The organism is Pseudarthrobacter defluvii, from assembly GCF_030323865.1.
GTDB classification, from domain to species: domain Bacteria; phylum Actinomycetota; class Actinomycetes; order Actinomycetales; family Micrococcaceae; genus Arthrobacter; species Arthrobacter sedimenti.
Genome location: NZ_CP066362.1, coordinates 1,710,217 through 1,732,462, shown reverse-complemented (window position 1 = coordinate 1,732,462; position 22,246 = coordinate 1,710,217). Strand labels below are relative to the sequence as shown.

Here is a 22,246-nt window from a genome sequence, read left to right as displayed (position 1 = left end):
GGCGCGACGTGGGACTACTACCGCCATCGTAGTCCAAAACCCCGGACGCATCACGGACCCGGAGTCAGCAATGCCACCGTCTCAAGGTGGTGGGTATGGGGGTAGAGATCGAAGGCGCGGAGGCCTGTGAGTTGCCATCCTGAGCGGCGGAAGTAACCGAGGTCACGGGCGAACGACGCCGGGTCGCAGGATACGTAGGCGATGGCCCGGGGCTGCGATTCGACCAGTTGGCCGACAACGGCTTTCCCGGCACCTGCCCGGGGCGGGTCCAGGAGCAGGGCATCGAAATTCCGCGGCTTTTGGCGCAGGACCCGCTCCACCCGGCCCTGGGCCACCTCCACCTGGGCAGCGGAGTGAAGGTTCTTCCGGGCGTCGCGGCTGGTTCCGGGCGCCCCTTCCACGGAGAGCACGGAGCCCGTCTCCCCTACTGCATCGGCCAGGACCGCGGTGAAGAGCCCGGCACCGGCGTAGAGGTCTGCAACCACCGCGCCGGGATGCAGGAAGTCCCCTTGCTCCAGGAATTCCGTGACAGCCCCCACAAGGGTCCCGGGCGCGTCGCGGTGAATCTGCCAGAAGCCCTCGCCGGTCACGCGGTATTCGTGGCCGACGGCGGATTCCTGCACCCAGGTGCGTCCCCGGAGCTGGGTTACCTGCCCGGTCAGCGGATCAAAGGCGGCGACGGACGCCTCCGCCGGCACGTCGGCGGCGATGGCGCGCAACCGTTTTTCCTTCGTTCCGGGAGCCGGGGCCAGCAGCACCAGGGGGCGCGATCCGTTGGCGGGCGCGGCCACCTCAACGCGCTCCACCCCCTGCAGGTCCAGGTCCCACAGGCGCAGGGCGTTGATCGCTTCGCTGGCCAGGGGCATTTCCCGCACCGGGATGATGTGGTCGGAGCGGTGGGCGTGCATTCCCAGCCTGCCGGCGGGGGTGACCGAGAAGCTGGCGCGTGTGCGCCACCCAAGGCCGGTGCCGCCGTCGCCCGTCTCCCCTACTGCTTCCACGCCGCCGGTCCACACGGAGGGCACCTGTTCGAAGCCGGCCAGCCGGGTGAGCTGCTCGGCCAGCACGTCCGCCTTCAGGCTGCGCTGCCGGGCCAGGGTGATGTGGCCAAACTCGGCGCCGCCAACCGGCGGGTGGCCGTGGCTCCAGGCGCGCAGGGAATCGGCCGGGCGCCAGAAGTGCTCCACCCGGTCCGGGGAAGCCTCCAGCACTTCAACGACATCCGCCCGCCAGAACTTGGCGCCGTCACCCGCATCGGTCAGCCGGGCACGCACCTTCTCGCCCGGGATGGCATGGCGGACAAAGACCACGCGGCCTTCATGCCGCGCCACGCAGTGCCCGCCGTGGGCGACGGGCCCGACGTCCAGCACCGCCTCTTCGCCGGTGTGGCCGGCTTCTCCGGTTTGGGGCTGGGTGGCGGTGGGGGTCCTGCTGGTCACTGCACGTCCTGGAGGTTCTTTGCTTCTTCGGATGATTTGAGCTGCCAAGGCACGCTGGCCACCATGACCCCGGGCTCGAAGTGGAGGCGGGTCTTGATGCGCAGGGCCGTCTGGTTGTGCACCAACTGCTCCCACCACTTGCCCACCACGTATTCGGGGATGTACACCACGATGAGGTCCCGCGGGGAGTCCATGCGCATCTGCTTGACGTAGTCCATGATGGGCGTGACTGTTTCCCGGTAGGGGCTGGCGAGGACGGTCAGCGGGACCGGAATTTCGAGCTTGTCCCAGTCGGCAATGGTGTGCGCCGTTTCCTCCGGGTCGATGTCCACGGTGATGGCGTCAAGCCGCGAGGGCCGGGAGGCGCGGGCGTAGGCGAGGGCCCGCAGGACCGGCTTGCGCACGTGCGAGACCAGCAGCACCGCGTGCACCCGGGTGGGGAGCGCCCGGGGGGAGGAATCCTCGTCCACCGCCAGTTCCTTCGCCACGTTGTCGTAGTGCGCCCGGATGCTCCACATGATCAGGAACAGGATGAACATGGCCAGCAGGGCGATCCATGCGCCCTGCTCGAACTTGGTGATGAGGACGATCACCAGCACCAGGCCGGTCATGCCGAAACCGATGGTGTTGATGGTGCGCGACTTCATCATCCGGCGCCGCACGGCCTTGTCCTTGGCGAGTTTCAGTTCCCGCCCCCAGTGCCGGATCATGCCCAGCTGGCTGAGGGTGAAGGAGATGAAGACGCCCACGATGTACAGCTGGATGAGCTTGGTCACGTCGGCGTCGAACGAAATGATGAGCACCAGGGCGCCGGCGGCGAGGGCCAGAACGCCGTTGCTGAACGCGAGCCGGTCACCTCGGGTGCGGAGCTGGCGGGGCAGGTAGCCGTCCTGGGCCAGGATGGAGCCCAGCACCGGGAAGCCGTTAAAGGCGGTGTTGGACGCGAACACCAGGATGACGCCGGTGGCGGCAACCACGATGTAGAAGGGGATGCTGCCCGCGCCGAAAATGGTCTGCGCGATCTGGGAGATGGCCGGGTTCTGGACGTAGCCCTCCGGCAGCGGCTTCCCGTCCAGCAGGAACTCCTTGGCGGGGTCCAGCACGATGTGGACCTTGGTGACGTTGGCCAGGTAGATGATGCCGGCCAGCATGGCGGCGCCGATCACGCCGAGGAGCAGCAGCGTGGTGGCCGCGTTCTTGCTCTTGGGGTGCCTGAAGTTGGGAACGCCGTTGCTGATCGCCTCCACGCCCGTGAGCGCCGCAGCACCTGAGGAGAAAGCCCGCAGCAGCAGGAACGCACCGGCCAGGCCCACCAGGCCCTGGTCGAAGCCCTCCGACGGGACAATCGTGAACGCGGCCGACGGCGCCTGCCCCAGCTGCCCCGTGGCGGCCTGGAACATGCCCACGGCGGTCATGCCGAGGATGGACGCCATAAAGATATAGGTAGGGACGGCGAAGACACTGCCGGCTTCCTTGATGCCGCGCAGGTTCACCAAGGCAAGGATGACGACGCCGATGGTGGCGATGACGGCCTGCTCACCGTGCAGCGACGGCACAGCCGTGGTGAGGTAGGCGGCGGCCGAGGACATGGACACGGCCACCGTCAGCACGTAGTCCACCAGGAGGGCCGACGCCACCGTCAGGCCCGCGTACTTGCCCAGGTTCTCGTTGGCGATCTCGTAATCGCCGCCGCCCGAGGGGTACGCGTGCACATTCTGCCGGTAGGACGCCACCACCGTAAGCAGCACCACCATGACGGCCAGGCCCACCAGCGGCGAGATGGCCACGGCGCTGACACCGGCCAGGGCCAGGGTCAGCAGGATCTCGTCCGGAGCGTAGGCCACGGAGGACAATGCGTCGGATGCGAAGATCGGGAGTGCGATCTTCTTCGGGAGCAGGGTATGGGACAGGCGGTCATTCCTGAAGGGACGGCCCACCAGCACGCGTTTGACGGCGTTCAGTATTGTCAACACCCCACAAAGCTAGTCTGATTCGGGAGCGATGTCATGACGGGCCCCGGCCGGGCCGAACCAGGACCATGCCGGTAGAGTTCTAGCTGCACGATCCTGACATACATAAAGAGGAGATACGGTGGCGCATTTCGTGATCATGGGATGTGGCCGGGTGGGGGCAACGCTGGCGCACACGCTGGAGGATGCCGGGCATTCCGTGGCCATCATCGACCAGGACGACCGCGCTTTCCGCCGGCTCCGCCAGGGCTTCACCGGCCGGAAGGTCACCGGGGTGGGCTTTGACCGTGAAACCCTCAAACAGGCAGGAGTGGGCGAGGCCTACGCCTTCGCTGCCGTTTCCAGCGGTGACAACTCCAATATCCTGGCGACGCGGGTTGCCCGCGAAACCTTCCACGTGCCGCATGTCGTCGCGCGCATCTACGATCCCGGACGCGCGGAGATCTACCAGCGCCTGGGCATCCCCACGGTGGCCGCCGTCCGCTGGAGCGCGGACCAGGTGCTGCGGCGCATCCTCCCCGAACAGCACCTCGCGGGCGACTTCCGCGAACCGTCCGGACGCCTGGTCCTGGCCGAGCTGGACCTCGACGCCGGCTGGATCGGGCACCGGATCAGCAGCATCGAAAAGGCCGCGGATGTCCGCGTGGCCTATCTCACCCGCTTTGGCGAGGGCATCCTTCCCGATGCCGGTACCGCATACCAGGACGGCGACACCGTGCACGCCATGCTGCAGGTGGACCGCAGCGCCCAGATCGCCCAGGTCCTCGCCAAAGCCCCCGCCAAGGAGTACCAGTGAAAGTCGTTATCGTCGGCGCAGGCAGCGTCGGGTCATCCATCGCCCGGGAACTACTGGCGCACAAGCACGAGATCCTGCTGATCGACCTCAAGCCCGAGGTGATCGGCCGCAGCGGCCTGCGGGGCGCCCACTGGCTGGTGGGCGACGCCTGCGAGCTTTCCACCCTGCAGGGCGCCAAGGTGGAGGACGCCGATGTGGTGGTTTCCGCCACAGGCGATGACAAGGTCAACCTGGTGGTGTCCCTGCTGGCGAAAACGGAGTTCGGTGTTGGCCGCACCGTGGGCCGGGTGAACAATCCGAAGAACGACTGGATGTTCAACGACTCCTGGGGCGTCGACGTCGCCGTCAACACCCCGCAGCTCATGACCGCCCTGGTGGAGGAAGCGGTGGAGATCGGTGACCTGGTCCGGCTCCTGACCCTGCAGACGGGGGTGGCGTCGCTGGTGGAATTCACCGTCCCGCATGACTCGCACGTCATCGGCATGACCGTGGGAGACATTCATTGGCCCGAGGACGCCACCCTGGTGGCCATCCTGCGGGACCAGGCACCCATCACCCCCAGCAGGGACGACGTGATCGACGGCGGCGATGAGCTCTTCTTCGTCACAACCATCGCCGCTGAGGACGGGCTCCGGGAACTGCTCTCCTCCGCGCCCGGCAGCATCGACGCCGGCCACGGGACGGCGGGCAGCAGCACGCCCGCCGGCGCCGGCCACGGGCATGCCACGGACGACGACGGCTTCGACGGCTAGGTTCGCCGGCGCACCGTTGATGCATGGCAGCCGGGCATCAGGCAGCTTGGGCGCCGGGTATCCCGTACGTCCAGAGGTGCCGGTTTGTTGGCGGCGTCAGCCCGCCTGGCCGGCTTCGGTTTCGGCTGGAGCCGGCCGGGTCACAAGCCAGGCCACCCAGATTCCGAGGATGTACAGGGGTGCGCCCATGATCAAGCGGGTGGTGGCGAGGGCGGCCAGGCCGTCAGTGCCCATGAGGTACAGGGGCACCTGCACGATGAGCCGGAGGGCCAGGACCGCGACGATGATCCAGGTGCCCAGGCGGTAGGCCTTGACCCGGTCCGGCTCCTTGCGCCAATCCACGCCTTCATTCCGGATGAAGCCGAAGAGGAGCCCTGCCACAGGCCACTTGACGGCGATCGAGATGACCAGCGCCAGGATGTAGGCGGCATTGGTAAAGAATCCGGGGAGGTAGAAGTCTTCGGCCTTGCCGGTGGTGTTGGCCAGCCAGGCCGAAATGCCGACGCCTGCCACGCCCGCCAAGGCCTGGGTGAGGGGCCGGCGCTGCACCAGGCGGACAACAGTGAACACGGCCGACGACGCCAGGGCCGCCACCAGGGACAGCGGAAGTTCGCGGGTGACGGTGAAGGCCACCAGGAACACCAGGCCGGGAACGATGCTTTCGGCAATGCCCTGCACTCCCCCGGCGCTGCGCAGGACGTCCACGCGGCCGTCGTGGGTGCGGTGGAGGCCTGCCTTGGCGGCATATTCTGCGGCGAGGCCGGCAACCGGGGACTGTCCTGCGGCCTGCGGCCTGCCCTCCTGCGGCCCCCCGGCGCGGTGTGCAGCGCCGGATGGCTGATCGGGCTGGTGCTCAGTCATTCGTTCTCCTGGCGGGACAGTATCTCGTAACGCGGATTGAAGATGGTGGGCATATCCTTGCCGCGGGCCAGCATTCCCTCCACCCGGATCTCGGCACCCGCTTGGATGCCCGGCACGCGCCGCCGGCCCAGCCAGACAACGCGGAGCCTTGCGGGCCTGCCCCGGCCCGACCCTGTTGCGGGACGGTCGGCGTCGTCCTCAGTAACGATGGCGCTGTACTCAGGGGTGCGGTCGGCCGGAACGAACGTCACCGATTCGATGTGCCCCTGGCACAGGACACGTCCCCGGTCCGGAAGCTGCCCCAACGGCGTAATGCCGCCAAGGCCCGTCGCCGCCTCGTCACTGTGGGGCTCAGCCGATCTGGGTGATTTCCGGACCACGTTCGGGCTCCTCCAGGGTGGGCGCGGCGGGCGGAGGAGTGGCGGAGGCGTCCTTGGGCAGCCGCAGCTGCAAAAGATCACGCGGCGGCATGGGGCTGTCACCACGGACCACCACGACCTGCCGGAACAGGGCCTCAAGCGCTTCCGCGGCGGGGCGCTCCAGTGCCGCGGGTCCGCCCAGGACGCCGCGCAGGAACCAGCGGGGGCCGTCGACGCCGATGAAGCGGGCCACGCGGTAGCCCTGGCTGCCGTCCGGGAGCCCGGCGGGCAGCTTGGCCACCAGTTCCGTACCGAAGGCGCCTTCCACCTCTTCAACCTGGCCGCCCTGGGCGCCTACGGACTGGCCGATCTGTTCGCGGATCTCGTCCCAGAGCGTCTCTGTCTTGGGAGCGGCGAAAGCCTGCAGCTGAAGGCTGGAGCCGTTCAGGTCAAGGGTCACTGCCACCACCCGCTGTGTGGCCTCTTCCACTTCGAGCCGGAGCTGGAGGCCCTCGCTCGGCGTGATGAGCAGGGCGCCCAGGTCCACAAAGCCGTCGGTGCTGGTGATTTCGGACTCATCAAACGGCCCGTGCTGGCGACGGGCGTCCGGAGAGGGGGCATCTTCGCCGGCCTCCGCGAGCGTAAGCTCTTCCACCGGCTCCGCCGGTTCGTCCTTCTTTGCTTTCCTGCCGAACCCAAAGACCATGGGTGACTCCTTAATTCTTCAATGTGCCAGTTATGAAACCTGCCGGCCGGATCCCTGGAGGTTCCGCCGTCGTGCATGCTGGCGTGGCAGCGGGCGCAGCCGCGGTCAGGCTCCGGGGGCGTTGAACCCGCCGGTGGAGCCAAAGCCTCCGGTGCCGCGCACGGATCCGCTCAATTCACTGACAGGAATGAACTGGGCATGCTCCACCCGCTGAATGACCATTTGGGCAATTCTATCGCCGCGCCGAAGCTCTATCGGCCGGGCCGAATCGGTGTTGAGCAGGGTTACCGAAATCTCGCCACGGTAGCCTGCGTCCACGGTGCCGGGAGCATTGACGATCGTAAGGCCGTGCTTGGTGGCCAGGCCGGACCGGGGGTGGATCAGCGCCACGAACCCGTCAGGCAGTGCAATGGCCACGCCGGTGGGAACCAGCTTGCGCTCCCCCGGCAACAGGACCACGTCCTCCCGGGCACGAAGGTCGGCACCGGCGTCGCCGGGATGCGCGTAGGAGGGCGCTTCCAGCTCCGGATCCAGCATCTTCAACTGCACCTGCAGGGTGGGGGCAGCAGCAGCGGGCGATGCTGCGTCCGGGACAAGGTCTACCGTTGCGGGATGATCAGTCACAGTCACTCACTCTAACCCGCGCCCCCAAATCGAGCCTAGGCAGCCCGTGGCCCCGCGGCTGGCCGGAGCGGCCGGACCAGGGGTGGCCCAAGGTGAAATACCCAGCCAAAGGTGGAAAGCTTGGGCTATGCCCGAATCAAGCCCGCACGCATCCGTTCCCAGCACGCCCTCAGCCGGCGCACCCGTGGTCTACAGGGAAAAGCTGTGGCCCAACGCCTGGATCTGGATCATCGCAGCCGGCGTCTCGGCGGCGGGCATCCTGGTCTTCGCGCCCATCAGCATGGCGGCGGGTTACACAGCGGCGCTGGTGCTCTTCGCGATCATCACAGTCCTCCTGGTTGTCTCGACCCCCGCCATCACGGTGACCGGGGACGCACTCAACGTCGGTAGGGCCACCATTGAGCGCCGGTTTGTGGGCAGCGTGCAGCAATTCACTGCCGGTGAGGCGACGGCGGAGCGCGGCACCCGGCTGAACGGTCTCGCCTACCTGTGCATCCGCGGCTGGATTGATCCCGTGGTGAAGATCGAGATCACTGATCCGGCCGACCGGACCCCGTACTGGCTCGCTTCCACCCGCCATCCGGATCAACTGACAGCGGCCCTGACCCGGCGCTGACGCTCGCAGGATTCCGCCCCAGGCGCTTCGCCCGCTTGTGAACCTTCCCTTCAACCCAGGGAATCCAGCGGAAAATCACGGCGCGCCCTGCTCCTTGAGCCAAATCCACGCCGCCGGGTGGCAGAGTTTCGGTTGATAGTAATGCCAGGGTGGAGGATTTGTATGCAGGATCTACGGCTTGTAGGCGTGCACGACGACGGGACACATCTCCTGTTGAGCGGGGCCGGCGGCGAGATGTTCCAGCTGCCGATCGATGAGGCACTCAGGACAGCCAGCCGGTCTACGGCCAAACCGCGCGTGGAACGGCCCGCTGTTCCCATGTCCCCCAGGGACATCCAGGCCCGCATCCGCGCCGGTGCAACTGCTGCGGACGTCGCGGAGTTGTCCGGGATGCCGCTGGCCAAGGTGGAGCGCTATGAAGGCCCCGTCCTGGCGGAGCGCGAATATGTTGCCCAGCAGGCGCGGAAAGTTGAAGTCGCGGCGCCCTCCCCCGGCCACGACATTTACCGGTCCGCGTTCGGCGACAACCCCGCAACCCTCGACGACATGGTGGCCCACCGGCTCTCAGCGCATGGCATTGACCCCGCCACCGTGGAATGGGATTCGTGGCGGCGCCAGGACGGTACGTGGACCGTCTCGGCAAGCTTCGAGGCCAAGGCAGGCGGGACATCCGGAATCGGTGAGGAACCTCCGGCGCTCTGGACGTTCAACCCGGCCCGGAAGTCGCTGCAAAACACCAACCGCTGGGCGCAGCAGCTGAGTGAGCTCGAGCCGCTGGATGGCCCTGTTCCCGCCCGCCGCCTCACTGCGGTTTCCGACCGCCCCTTCGATTTCGAGACCGACGCGGATTCTTCCAAAGCCTCTCCCGGGGGCCAGGCCGGCCCTGCCCAGGATGCCGGCAAGGAATCCGATGGCCTGCTGGACATGCTCAGGTCACGGCGTGGGCAGCGGCTGGGTGTGGACGAAGATTCCGATGATGCACTGGCAATGCTCCTCACCCATGGTGTGCCGGCCGCGCATCCCCGCCCTTCAGAGGTGGCCACCGACCCTGAGGCAGAGGAACCCGAGCCCCAGGACGACCAACGGGACGCGCCTGCCGCCCAAGGCGATTCCTTCATCCGGCGCAGGGACACCAGGCCGTCGATGCTTTCGAGGCTTAGCCTTCTTCCGCCGCACCGCGACGGCCAGGACGACGGCCTGCGGCTTCACGACGGCGTCAGCACGGATACCAGGGAAATCACCATTGCGGCGTCCCCGCAGAAACCCTCCGGTTCCACGACCGAAGCAGGCTCCGGAAGCTCCGGTGGGGCCGGGCTGGATGAACTCCTGGGCAGCAATCCCCGTCGTTCCGCCAAACAGGACGACGCGTCACCTGCCACCGGGCAGCTGCCGGAGACCGAGGCGCCGGAACGGCCTGCCCGCCCAAAGCGGTCCAGCGTGCCGTCCTGGGATGAAATCGTCTTCGGCACCCGGAGCGACTAAGGGCTTTTCTTCCTTCCGTCTTCCTTCCGTACGGGGTCGTTCCTGCCTGCGCTGCATGCTAGGATCCCGGCACGCCATCAGTCAGACGCTGTAATTACGGAGGTTTCCCGTGCCGGACACTACCTGCCACATGTCCATGTCGCTGGACGGCTTCGTCGCCGGGCCTGACCAGAGCCGCGAGAACCCGTTGGGCAAGCGCGGGCTGGAACTGCATGGCTGGCACATCGGCGATCCCCGGGCCAACGATGCCGACAAGACTGCGACCGAATGGCTGATGCGCCCACGGGGAGCATACGTGATGGGGCGAAATATGTACGGCCCTATCCGCGGCGAGTGGGATGCTGACTGGTCCGGCTGGTGGGGGCCGGAACCGCCGTACCACGCTCCCGTTTTCGTGCTGACGCATTATCCCCATGACCCCATCCAGATGGAGGGCGGGACGACTTTCCACTTTGTTACCAGCGGCTTCGACGCTGCTTATGCGGCAGCACTGGATGCCGCCGGCGGCAAAGGGGTGGATATCGCAGGCGGAGCCTCCACTGTCAGGCAGGCGTTGCAAGCAGGGGTGATTGATGAACTCACCCTCGACATCGCGCCGGTCTTGCTGGGATCCGGCGAGCGAATGTTCGATGGCATTGAGTCCTTCGGCTTCGAACCCGTCGAGGTACTGCACTCACCGCTTGCTACGCACATCCGCTACCGCCGTATCAGCTGACGTCACACAGGACAACGGCACTCGAAGCCGGTCAGGCATGGGCGCGCAGGAACTGCTCCAGGGTATCTTCCCAAGGGGACCCGGTCTGCCGAACGATGTCGACGCTGCCCGTTCCCAATCCACCTGGCCAGTGGGGTGGTTCCCAGTCCTGGTGCTCGCTCGGGTAATGCCGGCCGGTGGGTGAAATCCAGCCGGGCGGCTCGTTCTTCGCGGCCGGACTGGGTTTCCAGCCGGTGGCGTGCCGGAGCTTGTGGTGTTTCGGGCAGGGCTGCCCCAGGTTGCTGATCCCGGTGGTGCCGCCTTTTGCCCAGGCGAGGATGTGGTCGGCGTCGTTGTCCAGGGAGTTGTTGCTGCAGCCCGGGAACGGGCACTTACCGTCCCGCATCCGCAACCAAGCCCGCATCGCCCCGGTCACCCGGTAACTCGTCCGCCCGATCTCCAGCGGCGCCCCGTCCCGCGGATCCACCAACACCCGGTAAAACGACGTTGCCCCGTTCGCGACCAGGTCCCGGGCCATCGACGGCGGGATCGGCCCGTACCCGTCCAGCACGGCCGGCTCGTCAGTCACGCCCATCAGGGAGAACACCGGAACCGTGACCAGGACTTGCGCGCGGATCGGTGATGACCACGACTCCCGTCCGGCAGCGGCGCCTGCACTACCGCTGGCACGTCCAGTGGACTGGGTAGCGGTTCCGTAACCGGCAGCCGCCCTGTCCCCGTCAGCTACAGGAGCATCAGATGCACCGGAGATACTCAAAGCGGCGCAGACACTCAAGACGCCGTTACCGTTCCCTTCTGTGAAGACGGGGCTGCCGAGGATCGCCTCGGCGAACTCGTCCGCCCGCAGCTGCGGCATGGTCCGGCACTCGTCCGGGCCCTGCATGCTGCGGGCAATCGCGGTGAGCCGGTTCCACCCGGCCAACGCCTCAGCCGCCGGCAGGCACGCGGACAGCCAGGCCATCCCGTCCTGGTCCGGACGGAACTCCACCCGCCGATCCGCGATCCCCTTGGCATGGCGTACTTCGATGCTCTCGGCGTGGTGGCGTTCCCGCCACGTCCTGGCCTTGACCCGAAACCGATGCGCCGGCATCTGCCCCACGGACACCCCCGAGCAGGGTCCTGGGCGTCAGGGTCAAGGAAATGGGCTTCCAACGCCGCCGCCCCCGCAGCATCCAGACACGCGGCCTCGTCCGCCATCACCACCGCGTGCTGCCACGACAGGGTCCCGGTCTGCAGCCCCGCCAACGTTCGCGGCAACGAGGAAACAACGGCGTGCGAAGTCGCCAGGAACGAGGACGCCGCCCGCGGCCCCAACGCCAGCACACACCCGATCTCCGCCGTGACCGCCATCTCCTGCGCCTGCACCGGCACACCCGGACCGGCAACAGCACCGGCACTCTCTCCGTAAGCCACGGCAGTCTTCGCCTTCAGCCCCGCCAACCCGGCTTCAACCTCACGGGCACCGGCCAAAATATCCAGGCACCCATCCGCCAGCCCCGCCAACGGATCAGCCACCGAAAACGGCTCCAACCCGAACCCATCCACCTCCGCATTCAACACAGCAAGGGCAGCCCGGATGTCCGCATAAGCCCTGCTTACCGCTGCCTTCCCCATAAGCCAATAATGGCAAGGGGGTCTGACAATCACGTTGAACGAGGAGTTGGCTGCCATCAAGGGCGCTCAACTCCTGCCGCAGCGTATTAGACGTATGGCAGCCGAATCAACTGACAACGACACGCACAAAGCGTGCCCGGGTGTCACCAAGGTTTGCGTACGCGTACTGCTGCGAGGTGGGGAAGGCGAGGTGGTCACCTGTATTGAGTTCGGTGGGACCGTCTTCTTGTTCAACCCGAATTGATCCTTCGGAGACGAAGATCATTTCAGACCAACCCACCGGATCAGGCTCCGCGTCGTAGCGGTCGCCCGGTTCCAGGGTCCAGGCCCACAGCTGGGCATCCTTGGTAGCGGGAACCGATGCCAGCAGCACCGCGATGCTGCCTTGCCGGTTTCCTCGCCATGCAACTTCGCTGATGTTTGCATGGTGCGCGGCCGGTGCGGCAACGAGATCGACGAAGGTGACACCCAGCGCGTCAGCGAGATGATCAAGACCTGTCAGGCTGATGTTCGCCTCACCAGCCTCGAGCTTGACCACCGTGCGTCGACTGACGCCGGCGCGATCAGCCAAGGCGACTTGGCTGAGTTGTGCCGCCGCGCGAAACCGCCGTACGTTCGCACTGACGTGGTCCAGGACCCTGGCTGCTCCCTCATTTTGCATGTGCACTATTCTGCACCATAAGGTGAGCATTATGTTGCACACTGCCCCTCGGAACCAGTTCTCCCGACAGGAACTTGCCCTCGTCCTCATCACTGCAGTGTGGGGGGCGACCTTCCTGATCGTTCACGTCGCCGTACAGTACAGCGGACCGTGGTTTTTTGTTGGCATGCGGTTTTTGACCGCAGGCCTCATCAGCGCCGTCATTTTCGCACGTGTCCTTTGTGGCATTACCTTGAAGGAGATTGCGGCAGGCTCAGCCATCGGCGTCATGATCTTCCTGGGCTACGGACTTCAAACCGTTGGTCTTCAAACGATCGACAGCAGCACTTCCGCGTTCATTACGGCTCTCTACGTTCCGCTTGTACCGGTCCTGCAGTGGATGGTGTTCAGGAAACCGCCAGGGCTTTCAGCATGGATCGGTGTCGGGCTGGCCTTCGTCGGTCTCGTGCTGCTCGCCGACCCAGCGAGCGTCGGCTTCACCTTCAGCTCCGGGGAGATCGCGACTGTCGCCAGCACCCTTCCGATCGCAGCGGAGATCATCCTCATCGGTTGGTTCGCAGGCAAAGTGCACCTCGGCCGGGTGACCGTGGTGCAGTTGCTCGTTGCGGGATCACTGGGCTTCGTGGCCGTGCCTATGGTCGGAGAGGAATTGCCTGCGTTCTCATGGGTGTGGGTGGGAGCGGCGGTCGCCCTAGGGACTTTTAGCTGCGTCATCCAGCTCACCATGAACTGGGCCCAGCGATCGGTTTCGCCGACAAGAGCAACGATCATCTACGCTGGCGAGCCCGTTTGGGCTGCGATCATCGGCCGGATTGCGGGCGACCGGCTTCCTCCGGTCGCGGTGGCCGGCGCCATCTTCATTGTGGTTGGCGCGCTTGTCAGCGAACTCAAACTGCGCACTGGCAAGGACGGCGCTGTCCCACCCGAGCCACCACTGGGTGCCGGCGGTCCAGCCTCCGTCGTGCACCAACTGGATCCAACGGACTAACTCAAGCCCGGAACCCTGGACTGCCATTTCGGTCAAGGCAGGCGCGGGCCCACGGAATCAGCCTTCCCCGTCGCCCCCGTGCTTCTCCCCCAGGCCGCCGGAGCCGCGCCACAGGCACGCGTCCACGTCGAACGGCAGCAGCTGGTCCTGCTGGGCCATTAAAGAAGCACCGTGCGCCGTGACCCGCCGCATGAAGTGGCGCCTGCACAGCGTCTCGTATCCCACCACGGGAACATGCCCGGCCTCCGGGGCGGCGGCCTCGACCACCATGTCCACGTCGCCCACCACCACCTGCGCCCCTTCGGTGACCATGACGCCGTCGACCGTCCTGGCGTTGTGCGTGGCCCGGCGCCCGCACCAGCACAGCGCCTCCACCTGGAGTACTTGCACGCGGTCGGCGAGCTCGATCAGGCGCTGCGAACCGGGGAACAACCGGGTGCGGAAGTCGGCAGTAATGCCGAACGCGAAGACGTCCACGTCAATTTCGTCCACCACCTTGGCCAGTTGCTCCACCTGCTCAGGGGTATAGAACTGCGCTTCGTCGCAGATCAGGTAGTCCACCCGCCGGCCCTGGGTACGCCGGATCATCACTTCCTCCCAGAAGTCCGTGCTGTCCAGCACCTCCACCGCATCCGTTTCCAGGCCCAGGCGGCTTGAGATCCGGGACTCGCCGGCGCGGTCATTGCGGCTGAACCGTACGCCGCCGCGCCCGCGGGCCCGGTGGTTATAGTCCATCTGCAGGGCCAGCGTTGATTTGCCGCAGTCCATGGTGCCGGAGAAGAAGATGAGCTCAGCCACGGCGGCGGCCCTTTCCTTCAGCGGCAAAGCAGAGCAGCGGGACCTCCCGCTCAGCCTTGGTCAGTGAGCCGTGCTGGCCCACCACTTCCATGGCCGTGGGCCGCATGCGCCGGCCGTCGTAAAGCGCGACGGCGTCACGCGCCGCGATCATCACGTCACCGATCCTGCCTTCAACAGCGGGACGTACGTCACCAAAGAGCCCACCGGCAACGGCCTCCTCCCGGGTGAAGGCCCACACTCGGTCACCGAACCGGGCTTTCCAGGCGCCCAGCAGCCGGTCGCGGGCGCCGGCAGCGGACTCCAGGTGCGCCTCATCCAGGTACAGGTGCACCATGCGCGGTTCACCGGCGGTGTGGCGGACGCCGTCCACCAACTCCGGGTCCTTGGAAAAATCAAGGCGCTGCGACTCGGGGATGTCCAGCATCCCGTGGTCGGCGGTGAGCAGGATGGTGGTGCCGGACGGAAGGGAGGAGTTGAGCCGCTTGACCGTGGCGTCGAGCTCTTCCAGCTGGTGTTCCCACTGTTCGGACCTGCTGCCGTAGCGGTGCCCTGCCTTGTCCAGTTCATTGACGTAGAAATACATCAGGGACCGGCCGGAGGCAGCCATGGCCTCGGCAGCGGCGGCAGTTCGCGCGTGGGAGGTTGTCCCGGAGATGAACCTGCCACCCCGCAGCGCTGCCCGGGTCATGGGCGAGCTGTCGAACTGGGCGAGGCTGACGGTGCTGACATCCACCTCCCCGGCAATCCGTTCAAAGACCGTGGGGAACGGCTGCCAAGTGGAGGGGTCGACGCCGGGATCCCAGTTTCCAAGCAGGTTGACCACTTTGTCCTGGTCCGGGTCCAGGACGTCGTAGCCCACCATGCCGTGCTGCCCGGCCGGAAGTCCGGTTCCGAAGCTGGACAGTGCTGCAGCGGTGGTGGACGGAAAGGCTGAGTCCAGCCACACCGGGACCTCCGCCTGGCCTGCCTGCATCACCGAGCGCAGGAAGGGCGTGTGGGCGGCCTTTTGCTTCAGGAGGTTCCGGCCCAGGCCGTCCGCGAGCACGATACAGATTTTTTGGGCGGCCGGAAGCCCCAGAGTATTCGTGAAGCCTTCCACGCCAAGGCTGGCGGCACCGCTGGTCAGGACTTCCGCGATGGAGCGGTGCCCATAGGCGGGAGCGGGCGGAAGGTCGGGGGTGCGTCCGGGAGCTTGTCCTGCGTGGTGGCGGTCTTCCGGCATCTCAGCGCTGCTGGTGCCCGCGGCTGAGCCGGTTGCCGAACACTCCCGAACGCGGCCGGGGCGCCATGGACTGGGCGTGGGAAACCGGTGCGGCGGAACCGGTGTTGACCGCGCGCAGGGCCCGGGCGAACAGTTTGGCGTCCTGCACGGCCTGCAGCCCGTCAGCCTCGGCGCTGATGCGGAGCACGATGTCTTCCTGCGCGATGGTTCCGGTGTAGCCGTGGTCGGCTTCGCACTGAGGATCCCCGCAACTGGCAGGGCCCATGTCCAGCCGCTGCCCCCCGGACCAGGCAATGGACAGGGTGAGTTCCCGGACCGGGTCCGACGGCTTGTAGTTCTGCGGCTGCGCGTACATGTAGCTCAGGACCACAGACCGGATCTGGGCCACGGGAACGGACTCGGTGGAGATCTGGGCGACGATCTGCTCCCCCGCCTCGTCCAGCTGCTGGTCGTCGACGTGGGTGATCACCAGCATGTCGGCAGTCAGCACCAGCACGGTAATGTGGCGGCGGACTTCGGCGCGGTCGAAGTGGGTTTCCAGGTGCACCAGGTGGGCCACGCAGTCCCGGCCGTCCAGTGCGTCGTCGACGACGTCCGAGACAAGGCGCGGGTAGAACCCCGCCTTCTGCAGTGCGTCTTCCAGGCTCTGGCCCTGCACTCCGTGGTTGTGTGAGCTGTGGTGGCGGACGGCCTGGTTTTCATTGCCGGGCGTTTCGGGCGCCGACGCGGGAGGCTGGAAGCTCATGCCCCCATTTTCACAGATCGCCCGGTCACTTGCTAACCGCGTCAGCCCAGCATGGCCCGTCGCGCGCTGTCCGTGCGCTGCGCGGCGTTGCCGATCCGCACGTCGGCGGCGAGGATGGTCACCCCGGTGGTGCCGCACAAAACCGGGTTGAACTCCACCAGCGCGATCTCCGGATGGTTGTCCTTCATCCAGGCCAGCCGCCCGGCAAGGTCCTCAAGGGCAGCGACATCAACGGCCGGCAGGCCCTGGTAGCCGAAGAGCTTTCGGGACGCCCGCGGGGCCCGAATAAAATCGTGCACGTCAGCGGCGGAGAGCGGCGGCACCCGGTGCGACCAGTCATCGAGCAGGTTGACGGCGTCACCGGCCAGGCCGAACGAGATGACCGGGCCCAGCAGCGGATCCTCGATGGCACGGAAGGTGCAGGCCTGCCCCACCGGCGCCATCGCCTGCACTTCGAGCGCAGGGTCGCCATAGGCTGCGAGCGCCCGCCGCATTTGCTGCACATTGAGCCGCAGCGACTCCGCGTCCTCGATGCCCAGGCGCACCCCGCCAAGGTCCAGCCGGTGGCGAAGGGCCGGGGCGGTGGTCTTCAGCACCACGGGCCAGCCCAGGGCGTCAGCGGCCGCTACGGCCTCATCAGGGGCAGTGAACGGCCGGGACGGCAGGACGGAGATGCCGTAGTGCCCCAGCAGCGAAGCAGTTGCCGCCGGGTCCAGCTGCTTGAGCTGGTCACCGGTGACGTCCCGCAGCAGTTCGTCGAGCTCTGCTTCCGCCTGCCGCGGGTCGCAGCCCGCGGGTTCCACAAACTGCCCCTGGTCGCGGGCGGCCCACTCGGCGTACCGCACCACTGCGGCGAGCGCGGCGACGGCGGCGCCGGGGTTGGAATAGCAGGGAACGGTGCATCCCTCAGCCCCCACCAGGCCCTCCACATTGATGGCGGGGTCCAGGATGCCGGTGAACGCGGCCACCACCGGTTTGCCGGCGCTGGCTGAACATTCGGCCAGGACCTGCGCCACGGCATCGACCGTGAGGCCGCGTGCGGGCAGCAGGGCGGCGACGGCGGCGTGCACGGCATCAGAAGCGAGGGCGTCAAGGAGGGCGTTCCGCAGCGCGGGGAGTGCCACCGACTGGCCGGCATCGAGGTCCAGTCCGGAGACCACCTGCGCCACCCCCAGCCCGTGCGCCACGGCACTGTCGGCCACCACGTTGCCCAGCGCCTCCGAGTTGCTGAAAATGGCAACATCCGGTCCGGCGGGAAGCGGCCTGCCGGAGACCACCTGGGCCACGTCGACCAGCTGCTCCACGGTTTCCACCCGGATCACGCCCGACTGCCGGAGCATGGCATCCAGCGCCCCGGCCGGCGCCTGGGTGGTGCGGACCGCATGCCCGGGCGGCAGCCGCAGGCCCATGGTGTCCGACTTGGCCACGATCACGGGCTTGGTGCGGGCCAGCCGGCGGGCGATGCGGGAGAACTTGCGGGGGTTGCCGATCGACTCAAGGTACAGGCCCACGGCGGAGGTGTCGGTGTCGTCCTCCCAGTACTGCATCATGTCATTGCCCGAAACGTCTGCCCTGTTGCCCGCCGAGAGGAGACTGGACACTCCCACCCGGCGCCGGCTGGAGGCGGCATAGAGCGAGACGCCGATTGCCGCGGACTGGCTGAACAGGCCCAGGCCGCCGCGCAGCGGCATGGTGGGGGCCATGGAGGCGTTCAGTGCCACGTCCGGGTGCGTGTTGGCGATGCCCAGCGACGCCGGGCCGATCACCCGCATGCCGTTCGCCCGGGCCTGGCGCACTAGGGCGCGCTGCCGCAGCAGGCCGCGTTCGCCGTCGTCCGCGAAGCCTGCCGAGGCGATCACGACGCCCTTGACACCCGCCGCAGCGCACTCCGCCACGACCCCGGCCACCTCCTCGTAGGGGACAGCGATGATGGCCAGCTGGACGGGTTCGGGGACCTCGGAGAGCTTGCCGTACGACATCATGCCCGCGAGCTCCAGTGCTTCCGGATTGATGGCGTAGACGGAGCCGTGGAAGCCGCCCTCGATGATGTGCTCCAGCAGCTGGTACCCCACGGTCCCCCACCGGCGGCTGGCACCGATCACGGCAACGGACGACGGCGCCAGCAGCTCCCGGACGCTTCTCGCCTCGGCGCGGTGCTCGCGGGATTCCATCACGGCACGGGATTTCTCGGTGGGGTCGATGTTGAACTCGAGGCTGACGACGCCGTCGTCGAAGTGGCGCTTGACGTCGTAGCCGGCGTCGGAGAAGACCATCAGCATCTTCCGGTTTTCCGGCAGCACCTCCGCGGTGAACTTCCGGATCCCGTTCTCGTGCGCGGCGGCCGCCAGGTGTTCCAGCAGGATGGAGCCGATGCCCCTCCCCTGATGGGAATCGGCGATGTTGAAGGCGACCTCGGCCTCGGTGGGGTTGGGGAGGCGGTCGTAGCGGCCGATGCCGATGATTTCCCCGTGGATGGTGATGACGAACGCCACCCGGTCCTTGTAATCCACCTCGGTGAAGCGCTTGAGTTCCTTGGCGGACAGCCTGGCCTTGAATGCGAAGAAGCGCATGTAGATTGAATTCTGCGACTGCCCGGTATGGAAGGCCTGGACAGCCTCCGCGTCCGACGGATGGATGGGCCGCAGATGCGCTGTTCCGCCGTCCCGCAGGACGACATCGGCTTCCCAATGTTCCGGATATTCGCCGTCCCCGGGCTGATCCACCATAGGCTTAGCCTAGCCAAAAACTCCCGCAGCACACCCCAATGGCTGCGCAGTAACCCCAGAAGGATTCACCACACCCCATGGCCCGCCGCCAAAGTCCAGCCCCGATCGCAGACGAGAACTACACGGAAAACATCGTCGACATCGATGTCACCTCCGAGATGCAGGGCTCGTTCCTGGAGTACGCGTACTCGGTGATCTACTCGCGCGCGCTCCCCGACGCCCGGGACGGGCTCAAGCCGGTGCAGCGCCGCATCCTCTACATGATGAGCGACATGGGCCTGCGGCCGGACCGCGGCCACGTCAAGAGCGCCCGCGTGGTGGGCGAGGTCATGGGCAAGCTGCACCCGCACGGCGACGCCGCCATCTACGACGCCATGGTGCGCATGGCGCAGGACTTTTCCCTGCGCCTGCCGCTGATCGACGGGCACGGCAACTTCGGCTCGCTCGACGACGGCCCTGCAGCACCGCGGTACACGGAGGCCAGGCTGGCGGCCGCCGCCCTCACGCTCACCAACCACCTCGACGAAGACGTGGTGGACTTCATCCCCAACTACGACAACCAGCTCACCCAGCCGGACGTCCTGCCTGCCGCCTTCCCCAACCTGCTGGTCAACGGCGCCACCGGCATCGCCGTCGGCATGGCCACTAACATGGCCCCACATAACCTGGTGGAGGTCATCTCCGCCGCCCGGCACCTGATCGCGAACCCCGATGCCACCCTGGACGACCTGATGCGGTTCGTCCCGGGCCCGGACCTGCCCAGCGGTGGCCGGATCGTAGGGCTGGACGGCATCCGGGACGCGTACGCCACCGGCCGCGGTTCCTTCAAGACCCGAGCCAAGGTGGAAATCGAACAGCTCTCCGCGCGCCGCACTGGCCTGGTGGTCACCGAACTGCCGTACATGGTGGGCCCGGAGAAGGTGATCGAGAAGATCAAGGACGCGGTCAACGCCAAGAAGCTGACCGGCATCAGCGACATCGTTGACCTGACCGACCGCAAGCATGGGCTGCGGCTGGTCATCGAGCTCAAGAACGGCTTCAACCCCAACGCCGTGCTGCAGCAGCTTTACCGGTACACGCCGATGGAGGACTCCTTCGGCATCAACAACGTCACCCTGGTGGACGGCCAGCCCCAGACCCTGGGCCTGGTGGACCTGCTGTCCGTCTACGTCAACCACCGCATCGACGTGGTGCGCCGCCGCACGGTGTTCAGGCTCGGAAAGAAGAAGGACCGGCTGCACCTGGTGGAGGGCCTCCTCATCGCCATTGTGGACATCGACGAGGTCATCCAGATCATCAGGTCCTCGGATGAGGCTGCGGCAGCGCGCGAGCGGCTGATGTCCATCTATGACCTCACCGAGGTCCAGGCCAACTACATCCTGGAACTGCGCCTGCGCCAGCTCACCAAGTACTCCCGGATCGAGCTGGAAAAGGAGCAGGACGAACTGCGCCGCGAGATCGCCGAGCTGCAGGCCATCCTGGACTCCGAGGAATTGCTGCGCACGGTGGTCTCGGACGAACTCGGCGCCATCGCCGAAGAACACGGCACGCCCCGCCGCACCGTCCTGCTGGAATCCGAGGCCGTCTCCCCCACCGTGGCGGCCGAACTTGCCGGGGCCAACGGCAAGAAGGGCAAGGCCGCCCCGCTGTCCCTGGAGATCGCAGATGACCCCTGCTGGGCGATCCTCACAGCCTCCGGTCAGGTGGCGCGGACCAGCACCCAGGAGCCGCTGGCCGAGGCAGGGCCCCGAAGCAAGCACGACGTGTACACCTCCGTGGTGAAGACGTCGGCCCGCGGTGAAATCGCGGCCGTCACCTCGCTGGGCCGCATGCTCCGGCTGCAGGTCATGGACATGCCGGTGCTGGCGCCCATGGCAGGGCTGCCCAACCTCGCCGGCGGCGTTCCAGCCAAGGAGTTCCTCACGCTGGTGAAGGGTGAATCCCTGGTGGCGTTCGTGCGCCTGGACGAGGTCCTGGCCATCGGCACGGCCCAGGGCGTGGTCAAGCGCGTCCAGCCGGACTACCCCCTCAACCGCGAAGACTGGGAAGTCATCACGCTCAAGGACAAGGACGTTGTGGTTGGCGTGGCTCCGGCCGGCGCAGACGACGCCGACCTGGTGTTCCTCACCCGGGAAGCCCAGCTGCTGAAGTTCCCCGCATCCGCCGTCCGTCCCCAGGGGCGTACCGCCGGCGGCATGGCGGGAATCAAGCTTGCCGCGGGTGACCAGGTGATCTTCTTCGGTGCCGTGCAGCCCAAGGACGAGGCCGCCGTGGTGGTGACCATCGCCGGCACCAACGGCGCCCTTCCCGGCACCGCTCCGGGCACGGCCAAGGTCACCGCCTTCTCCGAATACCCTGCCAAGGGACGCGCCACGGCGGGCGTCCGGTCGCACCGGTTCCTGAAGGGCGAGGACATGCTGCTGCTTGCCTGGGCAGGGCACGGCCCCGCGAAGGCGTCGTCTGCCGCCGGCGTGGCCAGATCACTGCCCCAGGAGCATGGCCGGCGTGACGGATCGGGCGTCCCGCTCTCCCAGGCCGTGGAAGCGGTGGGGCCGGCCATGGCTTGGCCTGATGGGGAATCCGCGGAGACCTAGAAAGGGGCGCCAGGCTGGGACAGTGGCGCAGCCCGCACCGCTTAGACTGCTCCCATGCCTATCGTTCCTGATGCCAAGGACTGGACCTGGGTCCTGTCCCGCCCCTGCCCGGAATGCTCCTTCGACGCCTCCTCCGCCACACCGGCAACGGTCCCGGGCAGCATCGAAAGCATGATCCCGCGTTGGCTGGCCGTCCTGCGCCGGCCGGATGCGGCGGAGCGCCCCAACGACGACACCTGGTCGGCGGTTGAGTACGCCTGCCACGTGCGGGACGTTTTCACCCTTTTCGGCCAGCGGCTGAACCTGATGCTCACGGCGGATGACGCCCGCTTCGCGGACTGGGACCAGGACCTGACAGCGCTCGAAAAAGACTACGCCAACGCCGACCCGTCGGAAGTGGGCCCAGAACTGGCGGCAGAAGGACATGAGGCGGCCGAGTCCTTCGCCGGTGTCCCCGAAGAGGACTGGGGACGCAAGGGGCTGCGCAGCAACGGCTCCGAGTTCACCGTCCTGACACTCTCCCAATACTTCCTGCACGACGTCGTCCATCACCTGCACGACGTCAACGGCTAGGCGCA

General features: G+C 67.0%; 19 protein-coding genes and 1 pseudogene. 8 read left to right on the top strand and 12 right to left on the bottom strand.

What is annotated here, in order from left to right; all coding sequences use genetic code 11:
- Positions 1-50: 50 nt before the first annotated feature.
- Positions 51-1,439 carry a class I SAM-dependent RNA methyltransferase gene (locus tag JCQ34_RS07925; RefSeq protein WP_286403475.1) on the bottom strand — a complete coding sequence of 463 codons (1,389 nt, stop codon included), beginning with the start codon at positions 1,437-1,439 and terminating at the stop codon, positions 51-53.
- Positions 1,436-3,412: an APC family permease gene (locus JCQ34_RS07920; RefSeq protein WP_286403472.1), complete on the bottom strand. Its 1,977-nt coding sequence runs from the start codon at positions 3,410-3,412 to the stop codon at positions 1,436-1,438. Before JCQ34_RS07920 ends, JCQ34_RS07925 begins: the two co-directional genes overlap by 4 nt.
- Positions 3,413-3,530: 118 nt before the next feature.
- Here JCQ34_RS07920 and JCQ34_RS07915 point away from each other — a divergent pair, with 118 nt between their 5' ends.
- Positions 3,531-4,205, top strand: coding sequence for a potassium channel family protein (locus JCQ34_RS07915; protein ID WP_142134218.1), 675 nt, complete (start codon positions 3,531-3,533; stop codon positions 4,203-4,205).
- Positions 4,202-4,957, top strand: a complete 756-nt coding sequence (locus JCQ34_RS07910) for a potassium channel family protein (protein ID WP_286403466.1) — start codon at positions 4,202-4,204, stop codon at positions 4,955-4,957. Before JCQ34_RS07915 ends, JCQ34_RS07910 begins: the two co-directional genes overlap by 4 nt.
- A 96-nt stretch (positions 4,958-5,053) precedes the next feature.
- Here JCQ34_RS07910 and JCQ34_RS07905 read toward each other — a convergent pair whose 3' ends face one another.
- From JCQ34_RS07905 to dut, 4 genes are all read right to left on the bottom strand, one after another.
- Complete coding sequence (locus tag JCQ34_RS07905) at positions 5,054-5,818, bottom strand: DUF3159 domain-containing protein (RefSeq protein WP_286403465.1); 765 nt, start codon at positions 5,816-5,818, stop codon at positions 5,054-5,056.
- On the bottom strand, positions 5,815-6,123 hold the full coding sequence (locus tag JCQ34_RS07900; protein WP_286404372.1) for a hypothetical protein: 309 nt from the start codon (positions 6,121-6,123) through the stop codon (positions 5,815-5,817). The genes JCQ34_RS07905 and JCQ34_RS07900 overlap by 4 nt, the downstream gene beginning before the upstream one ends.
- A 46-nt stretch (positions 6,124-6,169) precedes the next feature.
- Complete coding sequence (locus tag JCQ34_RS07895; protein WP_286403464.1) at positions 6,170-6,883, bottom strand: DUF3710 domain-containing protein; 714 nt, start codon at positions 6,881-6,883, stop codon at positions 6,170-6,172.
- Between the two features lie 105 nt (positions 6,884-6,988).
- Positions 6,989-7,507, bottom strand: a complete 519-nt coding sequence (gene dut / locus JCQ34_RS07890) for a dUTP diphosphatase (RefSeq protein WP_286403462.1) — start codon at positions 7,505-7,507, stop codon at positions 6,989-6,991.
- Positions 7,508-7,634: 127 nt separating this feature from the next.
- Between dut and JCQ34_RS07885 the strand changes: the two genes are divergently transcribed.
- The 3 genes from JCQ34_RS07885 (at position 7,635) to JCQ34_RS07875 (ending at position 10,320) form a co-directional block, all read left to right on the top strand.
- A complete protein-coding gene (locus tag JCQ34_RS07885; protein ID WP_286403461.1) occupies positions 7,635-8,123 on the top strand; it encodes a DUF3093 domain-containing protein in 489 nt (162 codons plus the stop codon).
- Positions 8,124-8,285: 162 nt separating this feature from the next.
- On the top strand, positions 8,286-9,605 hold the full coding sequence (gene sepH / locus JCQ34_RS07880; RefSeq protein WP_286403457.1) for a septation protein SepH: 1,320 nt from the start codon (positions 8,286-8,288) through the stop codon (positions 9,603-9,605).
- A 109-nt stretch (positions 9,606-9,714) separates the two neighbouring features.
- Positions 9,715-10,320, top strand: a complete 606-nt coding sequence (locus JCQ34_RS07875) for a dihydrofolate reductase family protein (protein ID WP_286403454.1) — start codon at positions 9,715-9,717, stop codon at positions 10,318-10,320.
- A 31-nt stretch (positions 10,321-10,351) separates the two neighbouring features.
- Here JCQ34_RS07875 and JCQ34_RS07870 read toward each other — a convergent pair.
- Together JCQ34_RS07870 and JCQ34_RS07865 are read right to left on the bottom strand one after the other, a co-directional pair.
- Positions 10,352-11,934 (bottom strand): annotated as a pseudogene (locus JCQ34_RS07870) (DUF222 domain-containing protein).
- Between the two features lie 106 nt (positions 11,935-12,040).
- Positions 12,041-12,595 carry a helix-turn-helix domain-containing protein gene (locus JCQ34_RS07865; RefSeq protein WP_286403452.1) on the bottom strand — a complete coding sequence of 185 codons (555 nt, stop codon included), beginning with the start codon at positions 12,593-12,595 and terminating at the stop codon, positions 12,041-12,043.
- Positions 12,596-12,626: 31 nt separating this feature from the next.
- On the opposite strand from JCQ34_RS07865, the gene JCQ34_RS07860 reads away from it, so the two are divergent.
- Positions 12,627-13,583 carry a DMT family transporter gene (locus tag JCQ34_RS07860; protein WP_286403449.1) on the top strand — a complete coding sequence of 319 codons (957 nt, stop codon included), beginning with the start codon at positions 12,627-12,629 and terminating at the stop codon, positions 13,581-13,583.
- A gap of 57 nt (positions 13,584-13,640) precedes the next feature.
- Here JCQ34_RS07860 and JCQ34_RS07855 read toward each other — a convergent pair whose 3' ends face one another.
- From JCQ34_RS07855 to JCQ34_RS07840, 4 genes are read right to left on the bottom strand one after another with little or no spacing between them, the layout of a single operon-like run.
- Complete coding sequence (locus JCQ34_RS07855; RefSeq protein WP_286403446.1) at positions 13,641-14,381, bottom strand: thymidine kinase; 741 nt, start codon at positions 14,379-14,381, stop codon at positions 13,641-13,643.
- Positions 14,374-15,603, bottom strand: a complete 1,230-nt coding sequence (locus tag JCQ34_RS07850) for an alkaline phosphatase family protein (protein WP_286403443.1) — start codon at positions 15,601-15,603, stop codon at positions 14,374-14,376. The genes JCQ34_RS07855 and JCQ34_RS07850 overlap by 8 nt, the downstream gene beginning before the upstream one ends.
- A gap of 1 nt (position 15,604) precedes the next feature.
- Positions 15,605-16,348: a DUF5998 family protein gene (locus tag JCQ34_RS07845; protein ID WP_286403441.1), complete on the bottom strand. Its 744-nt coding sequence runs from the start codon at positions 16,346-16,348 to the stop codon at positions 15,605-15,607.
- Positions 16,349-16,389: 41 nt separating this feature from the next.
- Positions 16,390-19,074, bottom strand: a complete 2,685-nt coding sequence (locus tag JCQ34_RS07840) for a bifunctional acetate--CoA ligase family protein/GNAT family N-acetyltransferase (RefSeq protein ID WP_286403439.1) — start codon at positions 19,072-19,074, stop codon at positions 16,390-16,392.
- A 77-nt stretch (positions 19,075-19,151) separates the two neighbouring features.
- On the opposite strand from JCQ34_RS07840, the gene JCQ34_RS07835 reads away from it, so the two are divergent.
- Together JCQ34_RS07835 and JCQ34_RS07830 are read left to right on the top strand one after the other, a co-directional pair.
- Positions 19,152-21,668, top strand: coding sequence for a DNA gyrase/topoisomerase IV subunit A (locus tag JCQ34_RS07835; protein ID WP_286403437.1), 2,517 nt, complete (start codon positions 19,152-19,154; stop codon positions 21,666-21,668).
- A gap of 54 nt (positions 21,669-21,722) precedes the next feature.
- Complete coding sequence (locus JCQ34_RS07830; RefSeq protein ID WP_286403434.1) at positions 21,723-22,241, top strand: DinB family protein; 519 nt, start codon at positions 21,723-21,725, stop codon at positions 22,239-22,241.
- The last annotated feature ends 5 nt before the right edge of the window (positions 22,242-22,246 follow it).

Coding starts and splice junctions, on each gene's coding strand:
- JCQ34_RS07905 (WP_286403465.1), bottom strand. CDS start 5,818: ATGACTGAGCACCAGCCCGATCAGCCATCCGGCGCTGCACACCGCGCC.
- JCQ34_RS07895 (WP_286403464.1), bottom strand. CDS start 6,883: ATGGTCTTTGGGTTCGGCAGGAAAGCAAAGAAGGACGAACCGGCGGAG.
- JCQ34_RS07885 (WP_286403461.1), top strand. CDS start 7,635: ATGCCCGAATCAAGCCCGCACGCATCCGTTCCCAGCACGCCCTCAGCC.
- sepH (WP_286403457.1), top strand. CDS start 8,286: ATGCAGGATCTACGGCTTGTAGGCGTGCACGACGACGGGACACATCTC.
- JCQ34_RS07865 (WP_286403452.1), bottom strand. CDS start 12,595: ATGCAAAATGAGGGAGCAGCCAGGGTCCTGGACCACGTCAGTGCGAAC.
- JCQ34_RS07860 (WP_286403449.1), top strand. CDS start 12,627: ATGTTGCACACTGCCCCTCGGAACCAGTTCTCCCGACAGGAACTTGCC.
- JCQ34_RS07850 (WP_286403443.1), bottom strand. CDS start 15,603: ATGCCGGAAGACCGCCACCACGCAGGACAAGCTCCCGGACGCACCCCC.
- JCQ34_RS07845 (WP_286403441.1), bottom strand. CDS start 16,348: ATGAGCTTCCAGCCTCCCGCGTCGGCGCCCGAAACGCCCGGCAATGAA.
- JCQ34_RS07840 (WP_286403439.1), bottom strand. CDS start 19,074: ATGGTGGATCAGCCCGGGGACGGCGAATATCCGGAACATTGGGAAGCC.
- JCQ34_RS07835 (WP_286403437.1), top strand. CDS start 19,152: ATGGCCCGCCGCCAAAGTCCAGCCCCGATCGCAGACGAGAACTACACG.
- JCQ34_RS07830 (WP_286403434.1), top strand. CDS start 21,723: ATGCCTATCGTTCCTGATGCCAAGGACTGGACCTGGGTCCTGTCCCGC.